This is a genomic window from Pseudoxanthomonas jiangsuensis, from assembly GCF_010093185.1.
In the GTDB taxonomy this organism is placed as follows: domain Bacteria; phylum Pseudomonadota; class Gammaproteobacteria; order Xanthomonadales; family Xanthomonadaceae; genus Pseudoxanthomonas; species Pseudoxanthomonas jiangsuensis.
Genome location: NZ_PDWL01000001.1, coordinates 275,648 through 297,994, shown reverse-complemented (window position 1 = coordinate 297,994; position 22,347 = coordinate 275,648). Strand labels below are relative to the sequence as shown.

Annotated in this window: 20 protein-coding genes; 10 read left to right on the top strand and 10 right to left on the bottom strand. The window is 72.1% G+C overall.

The features are described from left to right. Positions 1 to 602 precede the first annotated feature (602 nt). The gene (locus tag CSC62_RS17920; protein ID WP_246194100.1) at positions 603 to 1,961 is read left to right on the top strand and encodes a hypothetical protein; all 1,359 of its coding nucleotides are present in this window, start codon (positions 603 to 605) and stop codon (positions 1,959 to 1,961) included. Positions 1,962 to 1,982: 21 nt separating this feature from the next. On the opposite strand, the gene CSC62_RS01420 is transcribed toward CSC62_RS17920, so the two are convergent. Further along, complete coding sequence (locus CSC62_RS01420) at positions 1,983 to 3,128, bottom strand: DUF3667 domain-containing protein (RefSeq protein ID WP_162404369.1); 1,146 nt, start codon at positions 3,126 to 3,128, stop codon at positions 1,983 to 1,985. A gap of 114 nt (positions 3,129 to 3,242) precedes the next feature. On the opposite strand from CSC62_RS01420, the gene CSC62_RS01415 reads away from it, so the two are divergent. Next, positions 3,243 to 4,637 (top strand): MATE family efflux transporter, encoded by a 1,395-nt coding sequence (locus CSC62_RS01415; protein ID WP_162404368.1) that lies wholly within the window; start codon positions 3,243 to 3,245, stop codon positions 4,635 to 4,637. Between the two features lie 70 nt (positions 4,638 to 4,707). Beyond that, the gene (gene sppA, locus CSC62_RS01410; RefSeq protein WP_162404367.1) at positions 4,708 to 6,615 is read left to right on the top strand and encodes a signal peptide peptidase SppA; all 1,908 of its coding nucleotides are present in this window, start codon (positions 4,708 to 4,710) and stop codon (positions 6,613 to 6,615) included. A gap of 63 nt (positions 6,616 to 6,678) precedes the next feature. Here sppA and CSC62_RS01405 read toward each other — a convergent pair whose 3' ends face one another. Beyond that, positions 6,679 to 6,933, bottom strand: a complete 255-nt coding sequence (locus CSC62_RS01405) for a hypothetical protein (RefSeq protein WP_162404366.1) — start codon at positions 6,931 to 6,933, stop codon at positions 6,679 to 6,681. A gap of 40 nt (positions 6,934 to 6,973) precedes the next feature. On the opposite strand from CSC62_RS01405, the gene CSC62_RS01400 reads away from it, so the two are divergent. After that, the gene (locus tag CSC62_RS01400; protein WP_162404365.1) at positions 6,974 to 7,750 is read left to right on the top strand and encodes an SDR family oxidoreductase; all 777 of its coding nucleotides are present in this window, start codon (positions 6,974 to 6,976) and stop codon (positions 7,748 to 7,750) included. Positions 7,751 to 7,780: 30 nt separating this feature from the next. On the opposite strand, the gene CSC62_RS01395 is transcribed toward CSC62_RS01400, so the two are convergent. The 4 genes from CSC62_RS01395 to CSC62_RS01380 all read right to left on the bottom strand — a co-directional run bounded on the left by CSC62_RS01395 (position 7,781) and on the right by CSC62_RS01380 (position 11,057). Continuing rightward, positions 7,781 to 8,521, bottom strand: coding sequence for an endonuclease/exonuclease/phosphatase family protein (locus CSC62_RS01395; RefSeq protein WP_162404389.1), 741 nt, complete (start codon positions 8,519 to 8,521; stop codon positions 7,781 to 7,783). Between the two features lie 103 nt (positions 8,522 to 8,624). Then, positions 8,625 to 9,440, bottom strand: a complete 816-nt coding sequence (locus CSC62_RS01390) for a thiol:disulfide interchange protein DsbA/DsbL (RefSeq protein WP_162404364.1) — start codon at positions 9,438 to 9,440, stop codon at positions 8,625 to 8,627. A 40-nt stretch (positions 9,441 to 9,480) separates the two neighbouring features. Next, positions 9,481 to 10,128 carry a thiol:disulfide interchange protein DsbA/DsbL gene (locus CSC62_RS01385; protein ID WP_162404388.1) on the bottom strand — a complete coding sequence of 216 codons (648 nt, stop codon included), beginning with the start codon at positions 10,126 to 10,128 and terminating at the stop codon, positions 9,481 to 9,483. Between the two features lie 140 nt (positions 10,129 to 10,268). Further along, positions 10,269 to 11,057 carry a c-type cytochrome gene (locus CSC62_RS01380; RefSeq protein ID WP_162404363.1) on the bottom strand — a complete coding sequence of 263 codons (789 nt, stop codon included), beginning with the start codon at positions 11,055 to 11,057 and terminating at the stop codon, positions 10,269 to 10,271. A gap of 157 nt (positions 11,058 to 11,214) precedes the next feature. Between CSC62_RS01380 and yihA the strand changes: the two genes are divergently transcribed. Beyond that, positions 11,215 to 11,838, top strand: coding sequence for a ribosome biogenesis GTP-binding protein YihA/YsxC (yihA, locus tag CSC62_RS01375; protein ID WP_162404362.1), 624 nt, complete (start codon positions 11,215 to 11,217; stop codon positions 11,836 to 11,838). Between the two features lie 39 nt (positions 11,839 to 11,877). Here the strand turns inward: yihA and CSC62_RS01370 are convergent, their stop codons facing one another. Beyond that, positions 11,878 to 12,855, bottom strand: a complete 978-nt coding sequence (locus CSC62_RS01370) for an MBL fold metallo-hydrolase (protein WP_162404361.1) — start codon at positions 12,853 to 12,855, stop codon at positions 11,878 to 11,880. 151 nt (positions 12,856 to 13,006) lie between these two features. Further along, positions 13,007 to 13,699: a VIT1/CCC1 transporter family protein gene (locus CSC62_RS01365; protein ID WP_162404387.1), complete on the bottom strand. Its 693-nt coding sequence runs from the start codon at positions 13,697 to 13,699 to the stop codon at positions 13,007 to 13,009. 178 nt (positions 13,700 to 13,877) lie between these two features. On the opposite strand from CSC62_RS01365, the gene CSC62_RS01360 reads away from it, so the two are divergent. Then, a complete protein-coding gene (locus CSC62_RS01360) occupies positions 13,878 to 15,257 on the top strand; it encodes a glutamate--cysteine ligase (protein ID WP_162404360.1) in 1,380 nt (459 codons plus the stop codon). A gap of 60 nt (positions 15,258 to 15,317) precedes the next feature. On the opposite strand, the gene CSC62_RS01355 is transcribed toward CSC62_RS01360, so the two are convergent. Both CSC62_RS01355 and CSC62_RS01350 read right to left on the bottom strand, forming a co-directional pair. Further along, positions 15,318 to 15,782, bottom strand: a complete 465-nt coding sequence (locus CSC62_RS01355) for a hypothetical protein (protein WP_162404359.1) — start codon at positions 15,780 to 15,782, stop codon at positions 15,318 to 15,320. A gap of 99 nt (positions 15,783 to 15,881) precedes the next feature. Continuing rightward, positions 15,882 to 17,099, bottom strand: coding sequence for an HD-GYP domain-containing protein (locus CSC62_RS01350; RefSeq protein WP_162404358.1), 1,218 nt, complete (start codon positions 17,097 to 17,099; stop codon positions 15,882 to 15,884). A 234-nt stretch (positions 17,100 to 17,333) separates the two neighbouring features. Between CSC62_RS01350 and ligD the strand changes: the two genes are divergently transcribed. From ligD to fghA, 4 genes are all read left to right on the top strand, one after another. Beyond that, positions 17,334 to 19,883 (top strand): DNA ligase D, encoded by a 2,550-nt coding sequence (gene ligD / locus CSC62_RS01345; protein ID WP_162404357.1) that lies wholly within the window; start codon positions 17,334 to 17,336, stop codon positions 19,881 to 19,883. A gap of 76 nt (positions 19,884 to 19,959) precedes the next feature. Beyond that, complete coding sequence (gene frmR, locus CSC62_RS01340) at positions 19,960 to 20,235, top strand: formaldehyde-responsive transcriptional repressor FrmR (RefSeq protein ID WP_162404356.1); 276 nt, start codon at positions 19,960 to 19,962, stop codon at positions 20,233 to 20,235. Between the two features lie 56 nt (positions 20,236 to 20,291). Continuing rightward, positions 20,292 to 21,401, top strand: coding sequence for an S-(hydroxymethyl)glutathione dehydrogenase/class III alcohol dehydrogenase (locus tag CSC62_RS01335; protein ID WP_162404355.1), 1,110 nt, complete (start codon positions 20,292 to 20,294; stop codon positions 21,399 to 21,401). Continuing rightward, positions 21,401 to 22,294 (top strand): S-formylglutathione hydrolase, encoded by an 894-nt coding sequence (fghA, locus tag CSC62_RS01330; RefSeq protein ID WP_162404354.1) that lies wholly within the window; start codon positions 21,401 to 21,403, stop codon positions 22,292 to 22,294. Before CSC62_RS01335 ends, fghA begins: the two co-directional genes overlap by 1 nt. Positions 22,295 to 22,347 lie beyond the last annotated feature (53 nt).

Below are 22,347 nucleotides of genomic sequence, written 5' to 3'. Positions count from 1 at the left end.
ATTATTCTTTGTTTGTGTTGGTTCAGCTCCTGAGATGATGATGTTTATATATGCGCACAGATCAGCGCCCAGCACAGACTCACAACTCTCTATTCGGCGGCGGTGTCAGATGGGCATAGGAGAGAGCGGGCAGGCGGGGGCGGGGAGGGACATCGGCGCCAGTCTACGGCGAGGCACGATGGGCGGACGCGACGCTTGCGGCACATTGCTCCGGGCCGGCCGACAAAAGCGATGTAAACCACCGTCACAGTTGGGGATTCAGGCTTATCCACACTTGCTGTGGATAAACGTGTGCATGAGCTTCGTGCTTCACGCGCCAGACAGGCAAAAACAGGCCTGAACCTCGATCTGGTCAAAAAAACGCCATAGTAAAAATCCAAATGGAATCATGGGCTTGACCGTGAAACACCGGCATGGCATGGGCGCAAGCTCTGAATGCGGCCCCGCCCTGTCAACGCCCGTGCCGCTGTGCACAACCGGATCCGGCGCAAGCCTTGTGACAGCGGGCTGGAACAGCTGTGACGGCGCTGTCAAGACGGCCCCGACCGCCGGCCCGGTCGTATGATCGCGGGCCATGAAAGGCGGTGGCAGGTGCGGTTCCATTGAGCACGGGTGAAGCGGTTCCTGCGGCATTGGCCGCCTTCGTGCGTGGCAACGAGCGCCGCGCCTGGCTGTTCCTGTGGCTGCAGGGTGGCCGCGCCGAGGCGGCGGGCCAGGCCTTGGCCGCGGCCATCCGCGCCTTCCAGTCCCAGGCCGGGCGCCTGCCGATGGCGCAGTGGCCGGACCGCTTCTGGCGGCTGCTGGCGGCCTCGCCGCTGGAGGCCGGCGACGGGCAGTGGCCGCCCGCGCTGGAGGCCCTGTCGCCGCTGCCGCCGTTACCGCGCCGGGCACTGCTGCTGCGGCTGGCGGCCGGGCTGGACGAAGTGCCGGCGGCCGAGGCGCTGGGGCTGGAGCTGGAGGCCTACCGCGCTCAGCTGGCCCTGGCCTGCCCGCGCGACGCCGCCGGCGAGGTCGATGCGCAGGCCTGGTACGCGCTGGCCCAGGCAGTGCAGCAGGCCGGGCGCGAGCTGCCGCCGCGCCGGCTGCTGTGGATCGCCGACCTGCGCGAGGCGGCGTTGGCCGGTCGCGGCCTGGCCGTCCCCGTACCCCGCGCCGCCGCGCCGGCCCCGGAGGACGCCGTCGCGCGGCCGCGCCGGCGCTGGCCGTGGGTGGTGCTGGTGCTGCTGGCCTGCGCCGCGGCCCTGGCGGCGACGGTGTGGCTGCGGCCGGCGTTGCCCGGATCGTCCGTGCCCGGTGCTGGTGGCGAGGCCCAGGCCGATGACCTGCGCGTGCACGACCCCGGTCCGATCCTGGTCGAACCCCTGCCCGACGACGCACCGGCCGCCGCGGCGGCCGCGGACCTGCCGCCGGCGGTGGAAGAGACCGCGGTCGAGCCGCTGGTCGAACGCTTCGACCTGCTGGCCTGGCACCTGGCCGGCGCCCCGGACAGCCGGATCGACCGCGAAGCCGGCGCCGAGGGTCAGCCGCCCGCAGCATCCGGCCTGCCCGTGACCGTCGACGCCGGGCCGGCGCGCATCGCCGCCTGGCAGGCCTTGCCGGCGTACGAACAGGCGCAGCTGCGCGCGGCGGACGGCGCGTTCGCCGCGCTGCCCGCAGCCGAGCGCGAAGCATTGCAGGCGCGCTTCGCCGCCCTCGACGGAATGGAGCGCCGCGGCTGGTGGCTGGGCCCGGCGCTGGGCGCGGACTGGCCTTCGCTGCAGCCGCTGCTGGGCTACGTGGACGAGGACGAACGCGACGCCGTGCTGGCGGCGCTGCGCGCGCTGCCAGCCGGTGCGCGCGCGCAGCTGGGCGAACTGGGCCGGCGCACCCCGGCCGATGAGCGCGCCGCGCTGCGGCGGCAACTGCTGGCGCAGCCGGCGGACCGGCGCGCGGCCTGGATCGAGCAGCGCAGCCGGCGCTGAGGCGCCGCCCGTGTCGCCGGTTCAGAGCCGGGCGATGCTCCACACCAGCAGGCCGGTCACGCAGACCACCAGGACCGAGGTGTAGGCCGAGCCGATCACCAGGAACTTGAGCGCGGTCAGCCACCACGGCTGGCCATAGACGCGCCTTTGCATCAGCAGAAGGTAGGCCGGCACCCACAGCCACAGCAGCAGCGACAGCAGGCCGACCGCGCTGCCGGCCAGCGCCAGGCGCGGCGCGGCCCAGTCCTCCAGCGCCAGCAAAACGAACTGGGCGAGCAGGGCCAGGCTGAGGAAGGCATGGCTGTACAGGGCCACCACCAAGTGCTCCAGGTAGAGGCGGCCGCTGCCGAGGTAGAACAGCTTCAGCAGCAGCGCGAACAGCGGCACGAACAGGAACAGCATCGTCGGCACGCCGCCGAGGAAGGCGAGCATGAGCCGCTCCGGATCCTGCTGCAGGGTGCCCAGGTTGCGGTCGATGCGCCGGACCTGGCGCTCGAGCCAGCCGCCGGCCTGCTTTTCGGCTGCGTTGCCCGCTTCGGTGTCGGAGCGGGCCGCCGCCGTCGCCGGCGGTGTCGCCGGTTCGACCGGCGCGGCCGGGGTGCCGCCCAGCTCGGCGATGCGCCTGTCGGCCTGGCGCCGCACGGCCGCGATGCCGCCGTCGATGCCCTGGTCGACGCCGCGACGGACCATCGCCGGGGCCGCCGACAGGCCCGCGCGGGTCTGCTCCAGGTCAGCGATCGCCCGCTCGCGGATCCGTTCGACGTCGGCGACCGTGCCGGCCCGGGCCAGGTCGCGGGTGGTCCCGTCGCCGGCGTCGACCTCGACCCGGGGCACAGGAAGGCCGCCGGCCTCGCCTTCGTCGAAGTGCACGGTCAGCTTGCCGACAAAGAACGCCAGCACGCACAGGATCACGAACAGCCGCATCGGCGCCACGTACGGCGCGCGGCGGCCGGCCAGGTAGTCGGCGGCCAGGGCGCCGGGGACCAGCAGCCGGCGCAGCGTGCGGAAGATCCGCCCGTCCAGGTGCCAGAACGATTCGAACACTTCTTCCACGGCGTGGGCGAAGCTGCGCACCGGGCTGTGCGCGGCCTGGCCGCAACGGTGGCAGAACGGCCCGTGCAAAGGCGCGGCGCAGTTCTCGCAGGCGGCCGGATGGCTTGCGCTCATGGTCTGTCTTGGTGGGAGTCCCCGTGCGAAGGGTAAGATAGCGGCCCGCCGGAGCCCGGTGCCAGTGTCCGCCACACGCATGCGGGCGCGACCGCAGCCCGCAGAGCGTCCTCCATGTCCTCCCCCGCCACGCCGGTGCCGCGGTTCGGCCACGAACTGCGCGCCACCGCCACGCTCGCCCTGCCGCTGGTGCTGGGCCACGTGTCCACCGGCCTGATCAGCTTCGTCGACAACGTCATCGCCGGCCACCACGGCACCCGCACCCTGGCCGCGGTCACGGTCGGCACCGCGCTTTTGTGGCTGCCGATGATGGTGCCGATCGGGACCCTGATCGCGCTGACCGCCTCGATCTCGCAGCTGGACGGCGCCGGCCGCCGCGACGCGATCGCGCCGCTGTTCCGCCAGGCGCTGTGGCTGGGCCTGGGCCTGGGATTGGTGATGTTCGCCTTCCTCAGCGCGGTGCCGTACGCGCTGGGCGCGTTCGGGATCGCCGCCGACATCATTCCCGGCGCCACCGCCTTCGCCCACGCGGTGCGCTGGGGCGTGCCGGCGCTGATCCTGTTCTTCTGCATGCGCTACCTCAGCGAGGGCCTGCACTGGACCCTGCCGACCATGCTGCTGGGCTTCGGCGGGCTGGCGGTGCTGGCGCCGCTGGGCTATGCGCTCACCTTCGGCCTCGGTCCGCTGCCGGAGCTGGGCGCAGCCGGGCTGGGCGCGGCCTCGGCCACGGTGATGTGGCTGCAGGCTGCGTGCTTCGCCGCGTACCTGGCGCGGTCGAAGCGGTTCGCGCCGCTGGGCCTGTTCGCGCGCTTCGAGGCGCCGCGCTGGGGCGCGATCCGCGAACTGCTGGCCACCGGCCTGCCGATCGGGGTGACGGTGCTGATGGAGGGCGGGCTGTTCATCGTCACCGCGCTGCTGATCGCGCGCCTGGGCGAGGTCCCGGCCGCCGCCCACCAGATCGCGATCAACGTTTCCGCCCTGTGCTTCATGGTGCCGATGGGCCTGGCCGAGGCGACCACGGTGCGGGTCGGACGGGCCCTGGGCGCCGGCGATCCGCACGGGGTGCGCCGCGCCGCGCGCGCCGGCTACGCCATCGTCCTGCTGACCCAGACCCTGTCGGCGCTGGTCCTGCTGCTGGGCCACGACGCGATCGTGGCGGTCTACACCCGCGACCTGGCGGTGGCGGCGCTGGCCTCGAGCCTGCTGCTGTACGCGGCCACCTTCCAGTTCCCCGACGGGATCCAGGTGATGTCCGCCGGCGCCCTGCGCGGTCTGCGCGACACCCGGGTGCCGATGTTCCTGGCGATGGCCTCGTACTGGGGCCTGGGCATGCCGCTGGGCGCCGGCCTCGGCCTGGGGCTCGGTTGGGGCCCGCAGGGCATGTGGACCGGCCTGATCCTGGGCCTGGCCGCGGCCGCCGTGCTGATGGGCTGGCGCCTGGCCTGGAGCCTGCGCCGGCTGCCGCCGCCGGCCGCCACGACCTCCGGCACGGTGACTTCAGGCGCATGAAACCGCCCGGGGCAGCGGCTATGCTGCCCGCAAGACCACAGAAACGCCCGCCGTCCCGCCGGAGTCCTTGATGAACCAGCCGCCGCCGCTTCCCTCTCGTCGCAATCCCATCGCCGCGTTCTTCGTCGGCCTGTGGGACGTGATGAATTTCACCCGCCGGCTGATCCTGAACCTGCTGTTCTTCGGGCTGCTGTTCCTGGTCCTGATCGTGTTCGTGGCCGCGGTCGGCCGCGGCAACGGGGTGCAGCCGCTGAAGGAGCGCACCACCCTGGTGATCGCGCCGGAAGGGCGCGTGGTCGAGCAGTTCACCGCCGACCCGGTGACCCGCGCCCTGGCCAAGGCCCTGGGCGACAGCGCGGCCGAGGAAGTGCAGCTGCGCGACCTGCTGCGCGCGATCGAGGCGGCCAAGGACGACAGGCACATCGAGCGGGTCGTGCTGCAGCTGGACAAACTGCAGCCCTCCGGCCAGGCCTCGATGCGCGAGATCGCCCGCGCGCTGGGCGAGCTGCGCGCGGCCGGCAAGCAGGTGGTGGCCTTCGGCGAGAACATCGGTCAGCCGCAGTACCTGCTGCTGGCCCAGGCCGACGAGGTCTACCTGGACCCGATGGGCGGCCTGCTGCTGGAAGGTTACGGCCGCTACCGCCAGTACTTCCGCCAGGGCCTGCAGGAAAAGCTGGGCGTGGACGTGCACCTGTTCCGGGTCGGCGAGTACAAGTCCGCGGCCGAGCCGTACATCCTCGATGCCGCCTCGCCGGAGTCCAAGGAAGCGGACCTGTACTGGATGAACGACGTCTGGCAGCGCTACGTGGCCGACGTCGCCGCCGCGCGCAAGCTCGACCCGGCGCAGCTGCAGGCTGGGATCGACGACCTGCCGGCGGGGATCGCCGCCGCCGGCGGCGACCTGGCCAAGTTCGCGCTCGAGCAGAAGCTGGTGGACGGGCTGAAGACCCGCGAGCAGGTGCTGGACCTGCTGGCCGAGCGCGGCGTAGCCGACGAGGACGACGACCTCGGCTTCCGCAGCGTGTCGCTGGGCGGCTACCTGACCCAGATCGACAGCAAGCGCCTGCCGGTGGACAACCGGCCGCAGGTGGCGGTGGTGGTGGCCGAGGGCGAGATCACCGGCGGCGACCAGCCGGCCGGCCGCATCGGCGGCGAGTCCACCGCCGCCCTGCTGCGCCAGGCGCGCGAGGAGGACAAGGTCAAGGCCGTGGTCCTGCGGGTGGATTCGCCCGGCGGCGAGGTGTTCGCCTCCGAGCAGATCCGCCGCGAGGTCGAGCTGCTGAAGCAGGCCGGCAAGCCGGTGGTGGTGTCGATGGGCGACCTGGCCGCCTCCGGCGGTTACTGGATCAGCATGAACGCCGACCGGATCTGGGCCGATCCTTCGACCATCACCGGCTCGATCGGCATCTTCGGCCTGATCCCCAACTTCACCCGCACCCTGGACAAGATCGGCGTGCACACCGACGGCGTGGGCACCACCCGCTTCGCCGGCGCCTTCGACGTGACCCGGCCGCTGGACCCGGCGGTGGGCCAGGTGATCCAGTCGGTGATCGACAAGGGCTACGCCGACTTCACCGGCAAGGTCGCCGCCGCGCGCGGCAAGCCGGTGGAGGCGATCGACGCGGTCGCCCGCGGCCGGGTGTGGAGCGGCGCGCAGGCGAAGGAGCGCGGGCTGGTGGACGAGCTGGGCGGGCTGCGCGAGGCGATCGCTGATGCCGCCGCGCGGGTCAAGCTGGAGTCGGGCAAGTACCGGGTCAGCTACGTGGAGAAGGCGGCCACGCCGTTCGCGCAGTTCATGTCCGGCTTCGCCGGCAGCCGCATCGGCGCGGCCCTGCTCGAGGATTCGGGCCTGGCCCGTGCCGCGCTGGCGCGGACCATGCCGGAGACCGAGGCCCAGCTGCGCTTCGTCGAGAACGCGGTCAAGGACCGCGGCGGCGCGCCGGTGAAGTCGCTGGCGTACTGCTTCTGCGGGCTGTAGCCCGCATCGCATCCCGATCGGACGGCCCCGCCATGGCGGGGCCGTTTCGTTTCCGGCGAGGGATCAGCCGCCCTCGGCCGCGTCGATCTGCGCGCGCTGTGCGTCGGCGCCCTGCTGCAGGGTGTCCTCCACTGCCTTGGCCTGCTCCTGCGGCGCCTGGATCGCGTCGCGCAGCTCGGTATGGGCCTGCGCCTGCGGCTCGGGCGGCTGCTCGGTCGGCGGCGGTTCGCGCCGGCAGGCGGCGAGCGCGGCCAGCGCCAGCAGCGCGACGAGCAGGAGCGCGGTGCGCCGAAGGATGGATCGGTTGCGTCCGGACATCGCTGCACTCCACGGGAAGCCCGGCGCTATCCTACGCCGCATGGATACGAACCGCTGGCGGCTGGAGGGAAGGCTCGCGCTGGTGACCGGCGCCAGCGCCGGCATCGGCCTGGCGATCGCGCGCGAACTGGCGGCGCTGGGCGCCGACCTCCTGCTGGTGGCGCGCCGCGAGGACGCCCTGCAGCAGGCCTGCGACGAACTGGCCGAGCGCCACCCGGACCAGCGCTTCCGGGCGATGGCCGCGGACGTGGCCGACGACGGCGACCGCCAGGCGATCCTGGACTGGGTCGAGGACCACGACGAGGGCCTGCACATCCTGGTCAACAACGCCGGCGGCAACGTCACCAAGGCCGCGGTGGACTACACCGAGGACGAGTGGCGCGCGATCTTCGAGACCAACCTGTTCTCGGCCTTCGAGCTCTCGCGCTATGCACGGCCGCTGCTGGCGCGGCACGCGGCCTCGGCGATCGTCAACGTCGGCAGCGTCTCCGGCATCACCCACGTGCGCAGCGGGGTGGTCTACGGCATGACCAAGGCCGCTTTGCACCAGATGACCCGCAACCTGGCCTGCGAGTGGGCCGAGGACGGGATCCGGGTCAACGCGGTGGCGCCGTGGTACATCCGCACCCGCCGCACCTCCGGGCCCCTGGCCGACCCGGACTACTACGAGGAAGTGATCGAGCGCACGCCGATGCGCCGGGTCGGCGAGCCGGAGGAAGTGGCTGCGGCGGTGGCCTTCCTGTGCCTGCCGGCCTCGTCCTACGTCACCGGCGAATGCATCGCGGTGGACGGCGGGTTCCTGCGCTACGGGTTCTGATCGTTTGCTGCTTCCAGCGGCAGGAGTCGCTCAGCTGCGCAGTGCGCTCTCCGGCACCTCGATCTCCATCGCCAGCGCCAGGTGATCGGAGAACGCCGCGGGCACGGCGCGCGCGCCGGCGCACTTGAGCTCGCCGCTGACCAGGATGTGGTCGATCGCCCGCTGCGGCTTCCAGCTGGGGAAGGTCGGCACCGCGCACTCGGGCGGGCGCAGGCGGGTGTTGCGGTAGAGGATCTCCATCTCCGGCTGGTCGGGCAGGCAGTTGAAGTCGCCCATCAGCACCGCGTTGGGATGGTCCTGCAGGATCTCGGCGATGAACGACAGCTGCGCCAGCCGCGACTTCGCCCCCAGCGACAGGTGGGCCACGGCCACGGTCAGGCCCTCGCGGTCGTCGCCGAAGTGGCCCAGCAGCACCCCGCGGCCCTTGATCCGGCCGGGCAGGGCGTGGTCGCTGGTGCGCACCGGCTCGAGCTTGCTGAGCAGGCCGTTGGCGCTGGAAGCCACGCCGCCGACGCTGCGGTTGGGCTGGTGGGTCCAATAGTGGAAGCCGGCGCGCTGGGCCAGGTAGTGGGTCTGGTTGGTGAAGCCCGAGCGCAGGCTGCCCGGGTCGGCCTCCTGCAGGCCGACGATGTCGTGGCCGCTGGCCAGCTGCGCGATCGCGTCCAGGCTGGTGCGCTTGCTGCCGGCCGGCAGCGCGTGCGACCAGCTGCGGGTCACGTAGTCGCTGTAGCGGCGGGTGCTGGAGCCGGCTTGGATGTTGGCGCTGAGCACCCGCAGCGTGCGCGTGGCCGCCGCGTTCGCGGCGGGCTCGATGGCGGCGGGATCGGGCGGGGGCGTGGGGGTGCCCATGCGGGAGCGGTGCGGCGGCCTGCGGTCAGCGCGTGCCGCCGCGCTCCTGTGCGATCAGCCAGTCGGCGGTGTTGAGCATCTTCTCGAAGCCGCCCTGGTCCACGCTGATGGTGTACTTGCCGGCGACCACCAGCGACGGGGTGCCCTCGATCTTGGCCCGGGTCGCGAACTGGCGCGCGCGGTTGATCTTGGCGTCCACGCCGAAGCTGTTGAAGGTGTCGGTGAAGCGCTTGGCGTCCACCCCGAACTGGGCGTAGAACGGGGCCAGCTCGGCGGCGCCGACGTTGGCGTTCACCGGCAGCCTGCGCTGCAGGTGGATGGCGGCGAACACCGCGTCGTGGGTCTGCGCCAGCACGCCCAGGGTCTCGGCGGTGTAGAAGGCGCGCGCGTACGGGGTCCAGTAGCCGCCGAAGGCCGCCGGCACCGGGGTCACCTGCACGTCGGCCGGCTGGCGCGCCTTCCAGGCGTTGAGCACCGGCTCGAACTGGGCGCAGTGCGGGCAGGTGTAGCCGAACACCTCGGCCACCTCGATCTTGCCGGCGGTGGGCTGGAACGGCTGGCCGTTGGGGATCTCGACGTAGTCCACACCGGCCACCGGGGCCGGACCACTGGGCGGCTGCGGCGCCGGCGGCGGGGTGGCCGGCTCGCTGGCGGCGGTGTCGGCGGCGGGCGCGGGCGTGCCCGCCGCGTCGGCCGGTGCAGCGTCCGCGGCCGGAGCGGGGGCCGCGGCGGCCTCGGCCGCCGGGGTCTGGGTGGCCGGAGCCGGCGCGTCCTGGCCGGAACAGGCGGCCAGGCTCAGCAGCAGGGGCAGGGTCAGGCTCAGGCTCAGGCGCATCTTCATGGTCGGGGTCTCCAGGGGAACGAGGATCGGCCGGCGGCCGTCAACGGGAAGTCGCGGCCGCCTTGGCCGCGGCGCGTTCGCGCGCGATCAGCCAGTCGGCGGTGCGCAGCATGTCGTCGAAGCCGCGCGCCTGGACCCGGTAGCGGCCGTTGACCACCAAGGTCGGGGTGCCTTCCAGGCCGGCGGCGCGAACGAAAGCCGCCGAGCGGCGCAGCTGCGCCTCCACCTTCGGATCGGCCAGGGCGGCGCGGAAACGTTCGGGATCCACACCCTGGCCGGCGTAGAACGCCGCCAGTTCCTGCGCGGTGGCGTTGCGCGGCAGGGTGCCGTTGGCGTGGATCGCGTCGAACACCGCTTGGTGGGTGCGCGCGGCCACGCCCAGGCTGTCGGCGGCGAAATAGGCCCGGGCCCAGGGATCCCAGCTGCCGCCGAAGGCGGCGGGGACGGGCACCAGGTCCACGTCCTTGCCCTGCCGGGCCTTCCATTGCCGCAGCTGCGGCTCCAGGTGGGCGCAGTGCGGGCAGGTGTAGCCGAACACCTCGGCCACCTCGATCCGGCCGGGCTTGCCCGCCCACGGCCCGGCGTCGATCTCGACGTAGTCCTGGCCAGCGACCGGCGCATCGGCCGCCTGCGCGGCGGGCAGCCAGGCCAGGGCGGCGAACAGCAGGCCGGTCAGCAGGGGCTTGATCACGCGGGGATTCCTGGTCGGGACGGCATGGGCCGGCGACGTTCGCCGGGAGCGGAAAAGACGACGCCGGCCCGAGGGCCGGCGTGTCCGTGCAGCAGGGAGGGACTGCACCGCTTCGGACCGCGGCCAGCCTCCGAAGTTCACTGCTTCGACGCGGCTCCGGCAGCGGCCACGTCGTCGGCGCGGTCGTGCAGGCCCTGGATGTAGCTGGACAGCGCGCCGATCTCCTGTTCGGTCAGCTTCGCGGTGACCTGGGCCATGATGTGGAACAGCGCCGGGTCCTTCTCGCTGGTCACGCCGGCCTTGTACTCGGTCAGGCGCTGGGTGGTGTAGTCGGCCTGCTGGCCGCCGATGTGCGGGTAGGCCGGGCCGGGATTGCCGGCGCCGGTCGGGCCGTGGCAGGCCAGGCAGGCCGGGATGCCGCGCTCCGGGGCGCCGCCGCGGTACAGCTGCTGGCCGATCTCGTAGAACTTCAGCCCGGCATAGGGGCCATCGGCGACCACGGTGTCGTCGGCCACGCCGGCGCCGGCCTTCTGCCGGGCGAAGTAGGCGCCGACGTCGCGCATGTCCTGCGGGCTCAGGGCCTGGGCGAACGGCGCCATCACCGCGGCCAGGCCGCTGTGGCGCTCGCCGCTGGCGAACAGCGCCAGCTGGCGGGCGATGTAGCGCTCGCTCTGGCCGGCCAGGCGCGGGTACGTGGGTACGTCCGGGTTGCCGTCGGCGCCGTGGCAGGCGCCGCAGGCGGCGGCCTTGCCGGCGCCGGCCTCGGCATCGCCCCACTGGGTCTTGCTCAGATCCACTTCCAGCGGTGCGGTCTGCACCGGGGCGTTGTCCGGCACCGGGACCACCGTGGTCTGGGCGGCGTAGGCGGCGACGGCGGTGGCCGCAATGGCCAGACCTGCAAGGGCGATGACGCGAGCGTGGCGCATGCTAGAGCTCCGGGTACCCGATGGGCGGCCGGGTGAACGGCCGCGAAACATCGGGATTATCCCCAAGCCGGGGCGGGACGGTCAATGAAACCGGCGGCGCCGCGAAGCCGCGGCGATGCCCGGGCCGCAGGGCGGGCGGGCATGCGATCCTATACCCATGTCCAATCCGCTCGAGAAGGCCCATTACCTGGGCTCGGCGCATACGCCCAAGCAGCTGCCGCCCGATGGCGGCTTCGAGGTGGCCTTCGCCGGCCGCTCCAACGCCGGCAAGTCCAGCGCGCTCAACGCCCTGACCCGGCAGAACGCCCTGGCCCGGGTCTCCAAGACCCCCGGCCGCACCCAGCAGCTGGTGTACTTCGAGGTCGCCCCGGACCGCCACCTGGTCGACCTGCCCGGCTACGGCTACGCCAAGGTGCCGATGGAGATGAAGGCGCATTGGGAGAAGTTCCTCGACGGCTGGTTCCGCAGCCGCGAGGCCCTGCGCGGGCTGGTGGTGGTGATGGACATCCGCCATCCGCTCAAGGATTACGACCGGCAGATGATCGCCTACGCCGTGGCCCGCGGCCTGCCCGCGCACGCCCTGCTGACCAAGGCCGACAAGCTCGGCCGCGGCCAGCAGGCGCAGGCGGTGGCCGCGGTGCGCCGCGAACTGGCCGCCGCGCACGGCGACCAGGTGGGGGTGCAGGCGTTCTCCAGCGAGAGCAAGCAGGGCGTGGACGAGGCCCGCGCGATCGTGTCGGGCTGGCTGGGGTTCGGCGCGGACGGTGTGGTGACGGATTGACCCCTGCAGGGTCGCCGTGACCGCTCCCGCGCCAGGGGTTCAATCCGCGCCGGGCAGCGGCCCGAATTCGACCGGCACCCAGGCATAGGCCTCGCCCTCGCGGCGCACGTGGCCCAGGCCCGGGAACGGCAGGTGCGCACCCGCGACCCACCAGCCTTCGCCACTGGCCTGCGCCAGCATCCTGCCGCGCGCGGCGGTCGCGGCGCCGCGGTCGCTGTCGAACTCGATGCTGGCATGCGGATGGGCGAACTGCACCGCGTGCGAGTGCAGCACGTCGCCCCAGACCAGCAGGCCCTGCGCGCCGCGGCCGAACAGGTAGGACACGTGGCCGGGAGTGTGCCCGTGGGTATCCAGCGCGGTCGCGCCGGCGGGCAGGGCCTGGCCCGGGGCGAAGCGCTCCACCCGCCCGGCGGCTTGGTATGGCGCGATCGCGCGCCGGGCCATGGCGAAGCTGGCGCGCGCACCCTCTGGCGCCCTGGCTTCGGAGGCCGGATCCAGCCAGTGGTCGGCATCGGCCTGCGACAGCCAGACCGTGGCGTTGGGATAGGCCGCCCCGCCCTGCGCGTCGCGCAGGCCGCACATGTGGTCCGGATGGGCATGGGTCAGCAGCACGTGGTCGACCTGGGCCGGGTCGTAGCCGGCGGCGCGCAGGTTGGCCGGGACCTGGCCCAGGGCCGGGCCGAAGCAGTCGGCGGTGCCGGCATCGACCAGCACCAGGGTGTCGCCGGCGCGCACCAGGAAGGCGTTGACCGCGGTCTGCACGCCCTGGGTGTCGACGGGCACGTGGCCGCGCGCCAGCAGCCCGGCGATCTCCGCCGGCGGCAGCCCGGACAGCAGCTGCGCGGGCAGGGCGACGACGCCGTCGAGCAAGGCGGTCACCCGCAGGTCACCGGCCGCGTGCTGGTACACGCCCGGTACCTGCGCCGGAGCCGGACCGGAAACGCGCGCCGCGGCGAGCGGCGGCAGCAGGGCCAGCAGCAGGGCCGGAGCCAGGCGATGGAGGCGGATGCGGGACATGGCGGAACTCCTGGGACGGGGCGGACGGACCGCCGGGGACGGGAATGAGCGCCGCGCCGCGGCCGGCTGCGGATCGACCGCGGCCAGATCGGCCCGTTCGGCGAGCAGCAGGCGGGAGGGACTGACAGGCGTATCCATCGCGCTTCCGGGCTCAGGGCACCGCGCTGCCGACCAGGTGCGCGGCGAGCATCGCCAAGGCGCCCCAGAAGCCGACCCGCACGGCGCCGCGGAGCACCGGCGCACCGCCGGCGTGGGCGGCCAGGGCGCCGGACAGCAACAGGCCGACCACGGTACTGGCGGGGACCACCCCCCCGGGGCGCATGGCCGGTGCCAGCAGCGTGGCCAGGATCGGCAGCAAAGCCCCGGCGCAGAATGCCGCGGCCGAGGCCAGTGCCGCCTGCACCGGGCGCGCGCGCAGGCTTTCACTGATGCCCAGCTCGTCGCGGGCGTGGGCGCCGAGCGCGTCGTGCGCGGTGAGCCGTTCGGCGACCTGGCGGGCCAGCGCCGGATCCAGGCCGCGCAGCTCGTAGATCCGCGCCAGTTCCTCCAGCTCCGCCTCCGGGTCCTCGCGCAGCTCGCGGATCTCGGTGGCGATGTCGGCCTGCTCGGTATCGGCCTGCGACTGCACCGAGACGTACTCGCCGGCGGCCATCGACATCGCCCCGGCCACGGTGGCCGCGATCCCGGCGGTGAGCACCGCCGCGTCGCCGGCGCCGCTGGCGGCCACGGCGACCACCACGCCGGCGACCGAGACGATGCCGTCGTTGGCGCCCAGCACCGCCGCGCGCAGCCAGCCGACCCGCTCGGTGCGGTGCAGTTCCAGATGGCGGCTGCGGTGGCGCAGGGTGGTGTGCGGCATCGGCCAATGGTAACCGGCCGCAGCGGCCGTACGCTGCGCCCAAGGGCCGCGATCGCCGCGCCGGCGGGACGCTGAAGCATCGCGGCCGCAACGTCGGCGCAGGCGCGGCAGGCTATAGTGCGCGCTCCGCGCGCGGCCCGCGCCGCCCCCCCCGAGCCAGCCCTTGTCGAGCCCCAGCCACGCCGCCGATACCCCGGTCACCCAGCGCAATCAGCTGGTGGAGTACATCGCGTCGGGGGAGAAGCCGAGGGCCGACTGGCGGATCGGGACCGAGCACGAGAAGTTCGGCTTCCGCCTGGACGACCTGCACCCGCCCGCGTTCGACGGCGAGCGCGGGATCGAGGCCCTGCTCAAGGGACTGGTCCGTTTCGGCTGGGAGCCGGTGCGCGAGAGCGTGGACGGGCAGCCGGAACGGACCATCGCCCTTTTGCGCGACGGCGCCTCGGTGACCCTGGAGCCGGCCGGGCAACTGGAGCTGTCCGGCGCGCCGCTGGAGAGCATCCACCAGACCTGCGAGGAACTGGGTACCCACCTCAACGAGGTACGCCAGGTCTCCGACGAGTTGCGGCTGGGCTTCCTCGGCATGGGCTTCCAGCCCAAGTGGCGGCGCGAGCAGATGCCGTGGATGCCCAAGGGCCGCTACCGGATCATGCGCGACTACATGCCGAAGGTCGGCTCGCTCGGCCTGGACATGATGACCCGCACCTGCACCGTCCAGGTCAACCTGGACTACGCCGGCGAAGCGGACATGGTCAAGAAGTTCCGGGTGTCGCTGGCGCTGCAGCCGGTGGCCACCGCGCTGTTCGCCGACTCGCCGTTCACCGAAGGCAGGCCCAACGGCTACCTCAGCTACCGCTCGCACATCTGGACCGACACCGATCCGGACCGCACCGGCATGCTCGACTTCGTGTTCGAGGACGGCTTCGGCTACGAGCGCTACGTCGATTACCTGCTCGACGTGCCGATGTACTTCTCCTACCGCGACGGCGTCTACGTCGACGCTTCGGGCAAGTCGTTCCGCAAGTTCCTGGGGGGCGAGCTGGACGTGCTGCCCGGCGCCCTGCCGACCTTGCGCGACTGGTCCGACCACATGACCACCGCCTTCCCCGAAGTGCGGATGAAGAAGTTCCTGGAGATGCGCGGCGCCGACAGCGGCCCGTGGTCGCGGCTGTGCGCGCTGCCGGCGTTCTGGGTCGGCCTGCTGTACGACGACGCGGCGCTGGACGCGGCCTGGGACCTGGTCAAGGATTTCAGCCCCGCCGAACGCCACGCCCTGCGCGACGGCGTGCCGAAGCATGGGTTGAAGCTGCCTTTCCGCGGGGCGACGGTGCGCGAGCTGGCGGTCGAGGCGCTGAAGATCGCCGCCGCCGGCCTGCGCCGGCGCAACGCCCGCAACCGCGACGGCATCGACGAGTCGCGCTTCCTCGAGCCGCTGATCGAGATCGCCGAATCCGGGCAGACCGCGGCCGAGCGCAAGCTGGAGCTGTTCCACGGCGAGTGGAACGGCGACATCGACCGGGTGTTCCGCGAGTTCGCCTACTGAGCGGGCGGCACGAAAAAGCCGGGCGATGCCCGGCTTCTTCGTTCGGCTACCGCCCGGACGTCACTGCGCCAGGCGGCGGGTCTCCAGGATCTTGCCCTGGCCGGCCAGGACCGCGACCTCTTCGCGCTTGAGCGGGATCTTCTCGCCCTCGTCCCAGCTGATCGAGGCCAGGTCGCCGCGCAGGTCGTTGATCGCGCCCTGCTTCTTCGGCCAGGCGCCGGTCTCGGTGACCAGCACCACCTGCTCGGGGGTGACTTCCACGACCTTCATCAGGCCGTAGACGGTCTCGGTTGTCTCGGCACCGTCGCCGAACTCGCCGCCGGAGAAGTGCGACAGCTCCGCCGCCCACAGGTCGCCGACCCGGGGATCGGCCAGCAGCGCATCGGCCTGGGCCGGTGCCGCGGCGGCGGTGTCGCCGCCGGTGGCGCTTGCATCGGCGCCCGGCTTGCAGCCGGCCAGGGCCAGCAGGGCGAAGGACAGGAACAGCGGCGCGAGCAGGCTGCGCGCGGACGGGCGTGGAAGCATTGGAGCCATCCTTGGGTGGTGTGGAACGGCGATTGTCGGAGGCCGCCTCCGGGGCTGTCCAGCTTCGCCCCCGTATGGTCGGTGTGCTGCGGCCGACGCTCACGGCGCCCAGAGCTTCTCCAGCTCGCGGAAGCCCCACTGCCGCGGCGACTCGATCCCGGTGATGCGCTCGCCGCAGCCGTGTTCGGACAGGTCCACGTCGCGGTGCAGCAGCTGGGTGCGCGACCTGGCCGAGAAGAACACGCGTACCAGCGGTGAGGACAGTGCTCCCGGCCTTTGCTCCACCACCACCGCCAGGCGATCGCTGGACAGCCGCACCAGGGTGCCGATCGGGTAGATCCCCAGGCTGCCGATGAAGGCCTTGAGCACCGCCGGGTCGAAGTGGCCCTTCCACGAGGCCATCTGCCGCAGCGACTCGCCCGGGTCCCAGCCTTCCTTGTACGGACGGTTGGAGGTGATCGCGTCGTACACGTCGCAGACCGTGCTCATCCGGGTCAGCAAAGGCGTGGCCTCGGCCGCCAGCCGCGCCGGATAGCCGCCGCCATCGAACTTCTCGTGGTGGTGGCGGACCATGTGCAGGACGGTGGCGTTCTCCAGCCCGCTGTCGCGCAGCAGGCGCTCGCCTTCCTCCGGATGGGTGCGCATGACCGTGAACTCGTCGTCGGTCAGGCGCCCGGGCTTGTTGAGGATGTCCAGCGGCATGCAGGCCTTGCCCAGGTCGTGCAGCAGGCCGCCCATCGCCGCCTCGCGGCATTCCTCGTCCGACAGCCGCAGCTGCCGCGCCAGCGCGACCATCAGCGCGCTGACCGCGACCGAGTGCATGAAGGTGTAGTCGTCGGCGGTCTTGAGCCGGGCCACGCTGATCAGCGCGCCGGGATGGCGGTCGACCGAGGCGGTGATCTCGTCGGCCAGCGGCATCATCGCGCCCGGATCCACGGTGCGCCCCATCCGGACCTCGCGGAACATGGCCTCGACCGCGTCGCGGCCTTCCTGGCAGATGCGCCGGGCGCGGCTCAGTTCGGAGGCCAGGTCGGCCGGCGCGGCGGCGGGGACGCGCGCGGCGTCGCCGGCCACCGCATGCACGGCCGCGGCCGGCTCCTGGACTTCCGCAGTGTCGTCCGCCTCCGCGCCCTCGACGTCCTCGCCGCGGCTGGCGTCGATGTCCACCGTCTCCACCTCGCTCTCGCGCAGGCGGTCGATGTCGCGGGTGGTGGCCAGGAACGAGCCGCGCCAGAACGGGTGCTTGAGCCAGGGGCCGTTCAACCGCTGGACATACATGCCGGGGCGCAACTGGTCGACGTCGATCGTTTTGAGCATGGTTCCCCGGATGCCTGGGCGCACCACCGCGGGCGGCGGTGCAGGGCCGTGCCTCCTCATCGGCGGCACATGCGGAGACTTGAGGCGCCCGTGCCGGTGTCCATGCCGGGCCGCCGCTCCTTCACCTGGTGGGGATCGGCGCTGGCCTAGGGTCGGGAAGACCCGAGAGGAATCCGCCATGACCGACGACAGCACCAGGACCGACGCCGGGCGCCCGACGGGCAGCGCCGCGCCATGAGTCTGGTCGATTACCGGCGCAAGCGCAGTTTCGACCAGACCCGCGAACCGGAGCCGGGCAAGCCCCTGCCCAAGGGGCAGCGCGCGATCTTCGTGGTCCAGCTGCACCATGCCAGCCGGCGCCACTACGACTTCCGGCTGCAGGTCGGCGACGCGCTGAAGAGCTGGGCCGTGCCCAAGGGCCCCAGCTACGACCCGGACGTGAAGCGGATGGCGGTCGAGGTGGAAGACCATCCGGTGGATTACGCCGGCTTCGAAGGCGAGATCCCGAAGGGCCAGTACGGCGGCGGCCACGTGGCCCAGTTCGACCACGGCGTGTGGGCCACCGATGGCGATCCCGAGGAGCAGCTGGCCAAGGGCCATCTGCGCTTCGAGCTGTTCGGCGAAAAGCTCAAGGGCGGCTGGCACCTGGTGCGTTCCGGCAGGCCCGCCCGGCAGCCGCAATGGCTGCTGTTCAAGGACAAGGATGCCTACGCCGGCAAGCTGGAAGCCGACGACCTGCTGGCCGATGTCGCCCCGGCGCCGGCGGCGGACGTGAAGCGCGCCGGCGCGGGCAAGCAGGCCAAGAAGAAACTTGCCGCCCTGCCCGCCAGGCGCCGGCGCCGGAAGGACTGGGCCAAGCAGGCGTCGAAGCTGACCCATGCCCGCAAGGGGCGGCCGCCGGACGGTCCCTTCGAGCCGCAGCTGGCGCGGCTGGGCGAGGCGCCGCCGCAGGGCGAACAGTGGATCCACGAGCTCAAGTGGGATGGATACCGGATCCTGGCGACCGTCGCCGGCGCCGAGGTCCGCCTGTGGTCGCGCAACGCCCTGGAGTGGACCGCCAAGCTCCCGGAGATCCGCGACGCGATCCTGGCGCTGGGGCTGGAATCGGCCGCGCTGGACGGCGAGCTGATCGCCGGCTCCGGCAGGAAGGAGGACTTCAACCTGCTCCAGTCCACCCTGTCCGGCGAGCGCCAGGGCCAGCTGGCGTTCGTGCTGTTCGACCTGCTGCACGTGGATGGAGTCGACATCGCCGGGGCACCCTTGCTCGAACGCAAGGCCCTGCTGCAGGCGGTGCTGGAGGGCGCGCCCGCGCACCTGGCCTTCAGCTCGCACATCGAAGGCGATGGCGAGTCGGCGTTCCGCCTGGCCGGCGAGCGCCACTTCGAAGGCATCATCTCCAAGCGCGCCGACCGCGCCTACCACGGCGGCCGCAGCGACGACTGGCGCAAGACCAAGCAGCTGGCCTCGGACGAGTTCGCGGTGGTGGGCTATACCGCGCCGCGCGGATCGAGAACCGGCTTCGGTTCCCTGCTGCTCGCCCGGCCGGATCCGGAGTACGGGTGGCGCTATTCCGGCCGCGTCGGCACCGGCTTCAACGATGCGCTGATGCGCGAGGTCACGGCCAAGCTGCCCAGGACCGGTTCACGCACGCCGACCGCCCACGTGGGCACGACCGATACCGACCTGCGCACCGCGGTGTGGTTCCAGCCGCGCTTCGTGGTGGAGGTGTTCTATCGCGGCGTGGGACGCCAGCAGCTGCTGCGGCAGCCCTCGCTCAAGGCGGTCCGGGCGGACAAGGCGGTCGCCGACCTGGCCGACAGCGACCGGCCCGACGCAACTGCGCGCGCATCCAGGGCGCGCAAGGCGGCTGGCACGCGCACGCCATCGAAGCCGGCGTCCGCGGCGACCGAACCGTCGCTGCCCAAGCTGTCGAGTCCCGGCAAGATCCTGTTCCCGGAGACCCGGATCACCAAGCAGGAGGTCTGGGACTACTACCTGGCCGTCGCCGGGCACCTGCTGCCAGAGATCGCCGGCCGGCCGCTGTCGATCATGCGCTGTCCCGAAGGCACGCAAAGGCCGTGCTTCTTCCAGAAGCACCATACCGCCGGCCTGGAGCGGGTGTCGTCGGTGCGGCTGAAGGAGGAGGGCGGCAACAACGCCTGGTACCTGATGGTCGAGGATGTCGCCGGGCTGATGGAACTGGTCCAGTTCAACGCGCTCGAGTTCCATCCCTGGGGCGCGCACGCGTCCAATCCGGACGTCGCCGATCGGGTGGTGTTCGACCTGGACCCGGGGCCCGACGTGCCCTTCGCCGAGGTCAGGCGCGCCGCCGTGGACATCCGCAGGCTGCTCGAGCAGCTGGAACTGGAGTCGTTCCTGCGCGCCTCCGGCGGCAAGGGCCTGCACGTCGTGGTGCCGTTGAATCCCGGATGCGACTGGGAGCTGACCCGGCGCTTCGCCCATGGCTTCGCCGATGCACTGGCCCGGTCCGAGCCGGACCGGTTCCTGGCCACCTCGACCAAGAGCCGGCGCAACAAGCGGATCTTCGTGGACTACCTGCGCAACGGCCGCGGCGCCACCGCGGTGGCGTCCTACTCGCTGCGCGCGCGGCCGGGCGCGCCGGTGGCCATGCCGCTGGCCTGGAGCGAGCTGTCGAAACTCACCCGGGCCAACGCCTTTTCCATCAAGGACGTGCCGACGAAGCTGAGGCGGCGGCGCAAGGATCCGTGGGCGGGGATCGAAGCGCTGAAACAGAACCTGGCACGCTGGTCGCGGGAAGACTAGTGCGACAACCACGACGGATTGGCTCCATCCACCACGATTGATACTATACCCCAGTATTGATCATGAGCCGGTCGCCTTGCCGCATAGTCCCCACGAGAAGAAGCGCGTGCTGACCCGCGTGCGCCGCATTCGCGGCCAGGCCGAGGCGTTGGAGCGCGCGCTGGAGGCCGGCGCCGAGTGCGGCGCGGTGCTGCAGCAGATCGCCGCCATTCGTGGCGCGGTCAACGGCCTGATGTCGGAAGTGATGGAGGCCCACATCCGCGAGGAATTCGGCCAGCCGGCCGGTTCCGACGCCCAGCGCCAGGCCCGGGTCGCGGAGATGACCGGGCTGGTGCGTTCCTATCTCAAGTAGCCGCGCGTCGCCGCCTGCGCCGCCGCATTCCCGTTCGTTCGTAGAGGAGTTCCCCCATGAAGTCCCGTGCCGCCGTCGCCTTCGGTCCCGGCCAGCCCCTGCAGATCGTGGAGATCGACGTCGCCCCGCCGAAGGCCGGCGAGGTGCTGGTCCGGATCACCCACACCGGGGTCTGCCACACCGACGCCTTCACCCTGTCGGGCGACGATCCGGAAGGGCTGTTCCCGGTGGTGCTCGGCCACGAGGGCGCCGGGATCGTGGTCGAGGTCGGCGAGGGCGTGACCAGCGTCAAGCCGGGCGACCACGTGATCCCGCTGTACACCGCCGAGTGCGGGCAATGCCTGTTCTGCAAGAGCGGCAAGACCAACCTGTGCGTGGCCGTGCGCGCCACCCAGGGCAAGGGCGTGATGCCCGACGGCACCTCGCGCTTCTCCTACGAGGGCCAGCCGGTCTACCACTACATGGGCTGCTCGACCTTCAGCGAGTACACGGTGGTGGCCGAGGTCTCGCTGGCCAGAATCAACCCGCAGGCCAACCCGGAACACGTCTGCCTGCTCGGCTGCGGCGTGACCACCGGTATCGGAGCGGTGCACAACACCGCCAAGGTCCAGGAAGGCGACAGCGTGGCGGTGTTCGGCCTGGGCGGGATCGGCCTGGCGGTGATCCAGGGCGCGCGCCAGGCCAAGGCCGGGCGGATCATCGCCATCGACACCAATCCGTCCAAGTTCGAACTGGCCCGCCAGTTCGGCGCCACCGACTGCATCAATCCCAAGGACCACGACAAGCCCGTCCAGCAGGTGATCGTGGAGATGACCGGCTGGGGCGTGGACCACAGCTTCGAATGCATCGGCAATGTCAACGTGATGCGCGCGGCGCTGGAATGCGCGCACCGCGGCTGGGGCCAGAGCGTGATCATCGGCGTGGCCGGCGCCGGCCAGGAGATCTCCACCCGTCCCTTCCAGCTGGTCACCGGCCGCACCTGGAAGGGCACCGCGTTCGGCGGGGTCAAGGGCCGCAGCCAGCTGCCGGGCATGGTCGAGGACGCGATGGCCGGCGAGATCGAACTGGCCCCGTTCGTCACCCACACCATGGGCCTGGACGCGATCAACGAGGCCTTCGAGCTGATGCACGAGGGCAAGTCGATCCGCAGTGTGGTGCACTACTGATGCACAGGATCGAACACCGCGCCTGCTTCGGCGGCTGGCAGGACGTGTACCGGCATGCGTCGGAGACGCTCGGCTGCACGATGGATTTCGCCGTGTACCTGCCGCCGCAGGCCGAGGACCGCGAGTTGCCGGTGCTGTACTGGTTGTCCGGGCTGACCTGCACCGAGCAGAACTTCATCACCAAGGCCGGGGCGCAGCGCTACGCTGCCGAGCACGGGGTGATCCTGGTCGCGCCCGACACCAGCCCGCGTGGCGAGGACGTGGCCGATGCCGAGGGCTACGACCTGGGCAAGGGCGCCGGCTTCTACCTCAACGCCACCCGGCAGCCGTGGGCGGCGCACTACCGCATGCACGACTACGTGGTCGAGGAGCTGCCGGCGCTGGTCCAGGCGCACTTCCCGACCAACGGCCTGCGCGCGGTCAGCGGCCATTCGATGGGCGGCCACGGCGCGCTGGTCGCGGCCCTGCGCAACCCGGGGCGCTACCGCAGCGTGTCGGCGTTCTCGCCGATTGTTTCCCCGTCGAAGGTGCCCTGGGGCGAGAAGGCGTTCGCCGCCTACCTGGGCGAGGACCGCGAGGCGTGGAAGGCGTGGGATGCGTGCGAACTGGTCAAGGCCGCGCAGGAGAAGCTGCCGCTGCTGGTCGACCAGGGCGGCGAAGACGAGTTCCTCGACGCCCAGCTGCGGCCGCAGCTGCTGCAGGCCGCCGCGGTCGCGGCCGGGCATCCGCTGCAGCTGCGCATGCGCCCGGGCTACGACCACAGCTACTACTTCGTGGCCAGCTTCATCGGCGAGCACATCGCCCACCACGCCGCGGCCCTGCACGGCGAGGCGAAGGCCCATGCCGGGGTGGCGCCGCACGATCCGCACGACGGCTGCTGCGGGCACTTGTAGGAGCCGGTCTTGCCGGCGACTGTGGAGGCGGAGGCATCATTGGCAGCCGGTTT

What these genes read in the sequence shown, in the direction of transcription:
- CSC62_RS01420 (WP_162404369.1), bottom strand. Translation starts at nt 3,128, where the DNA reads ATGAGCGCAAGCCATCCGGCCGCCTGCGAGAACTGCGCCGCGCCTTTG.
- CSC62_RS01415 (WP_162404368.1), top strand. Translation starts at nt 3,243, where the DNA reads ATGTCCTCCCCCGCCACGCCGGTGCCGCGGTTCGGCCACGAACTGCGC.
- sppA (WP_162404367.1), top strand. Translation starts at nt 4,708, where the DNA reads ATGAACCAGCCGCCGCCGCTTCCCTCTCGTCGCAATCCCATCGCCGCG.
- CSC62_RS01405 (WP_162404366.1), bottom strand. Translation starts at nt 6,933, where the DNA reads ATGTCCGGACGCAACCGATCCATCCTTCGGCGCACCGCGCTCCTGCTC.
- CSC62_RS01400 (WP_162404365.1), top strand. Translation starts at nt 6,974, where the DNA reads ATGGATACGAACCGCTGGCGGCTGGAGGGAAGGCTCGCGCTGGTGACC.
- CSC62_RS01390 (WP_162404364.1), bottom strand. Translation starts at nt 9,440, where the DNA reads ATGAAGATGCGCCTGAGCCTGAGCCTGACCCTGCCCCTGCTGCTGAGC.
- CSC62_RS01380 (WP_162404363.1), bottom strand. Translation starts at nt 11,057, where the DNA reads ATGCGCCACGCTCGCGTCATCGCCCTTGCAGGTCTGGCCATTGCGGCC.
- yihA (WP_162404362.1), top strand. Translation starts at nt 11,215, where the DNA reads ATGTCCAATCCGCTCGAGAAGGCCCATTACCTGGGCTCGGCGCATACG.
- CSC62_RS01370 (WP_162404361.1), bottom strand. Translation starts at nt 12,855, where the DNA reads ATGTCCCGCATCCGCCTCCATCGCCTGGCTCCGGCCCTGCTGCTGGCC.
- CSC62_RS01355 (WP_162404359.1), bottom strand. Translation starts at nt 15,782, where the DNA reads ATGCTTCCACGCCCGTCCGCGCGCAGCCTGCTCGCGCCGCTGTTCCTG.
- CSC62_RS01350 (WP_162404358.1), bottom strand. Translation starts at nt 17,099, where the DNA reads ATGCTCAAAACGATCGACGTCGACCAGTTGCGCCCCGGCATGTATGTC.
- ligD (WP_162404357.1), top strand. Translation starts at nt 17,334, where the DNA reads ATGAGTCTGGTCGATTACCGGCGCAAGCGCAGTTTCGACCAGACCCGC.
- CSC62_RS01335 (WP_162404355.1), top strand. Translation starts at nt 20,292, where the DNA reads ATGAAGTCCCGTGCCGCCGTCGCCTTCGGTCCCGGCCAGCCCCTGCAG.
- fghA (WP_162404354.1), top strand. Translation starts at nt 21,401, where the DNA reads ATGCACAGGATCGAACACCGCGCCTGCTTCGGCGGCTGGCAGGACGTG.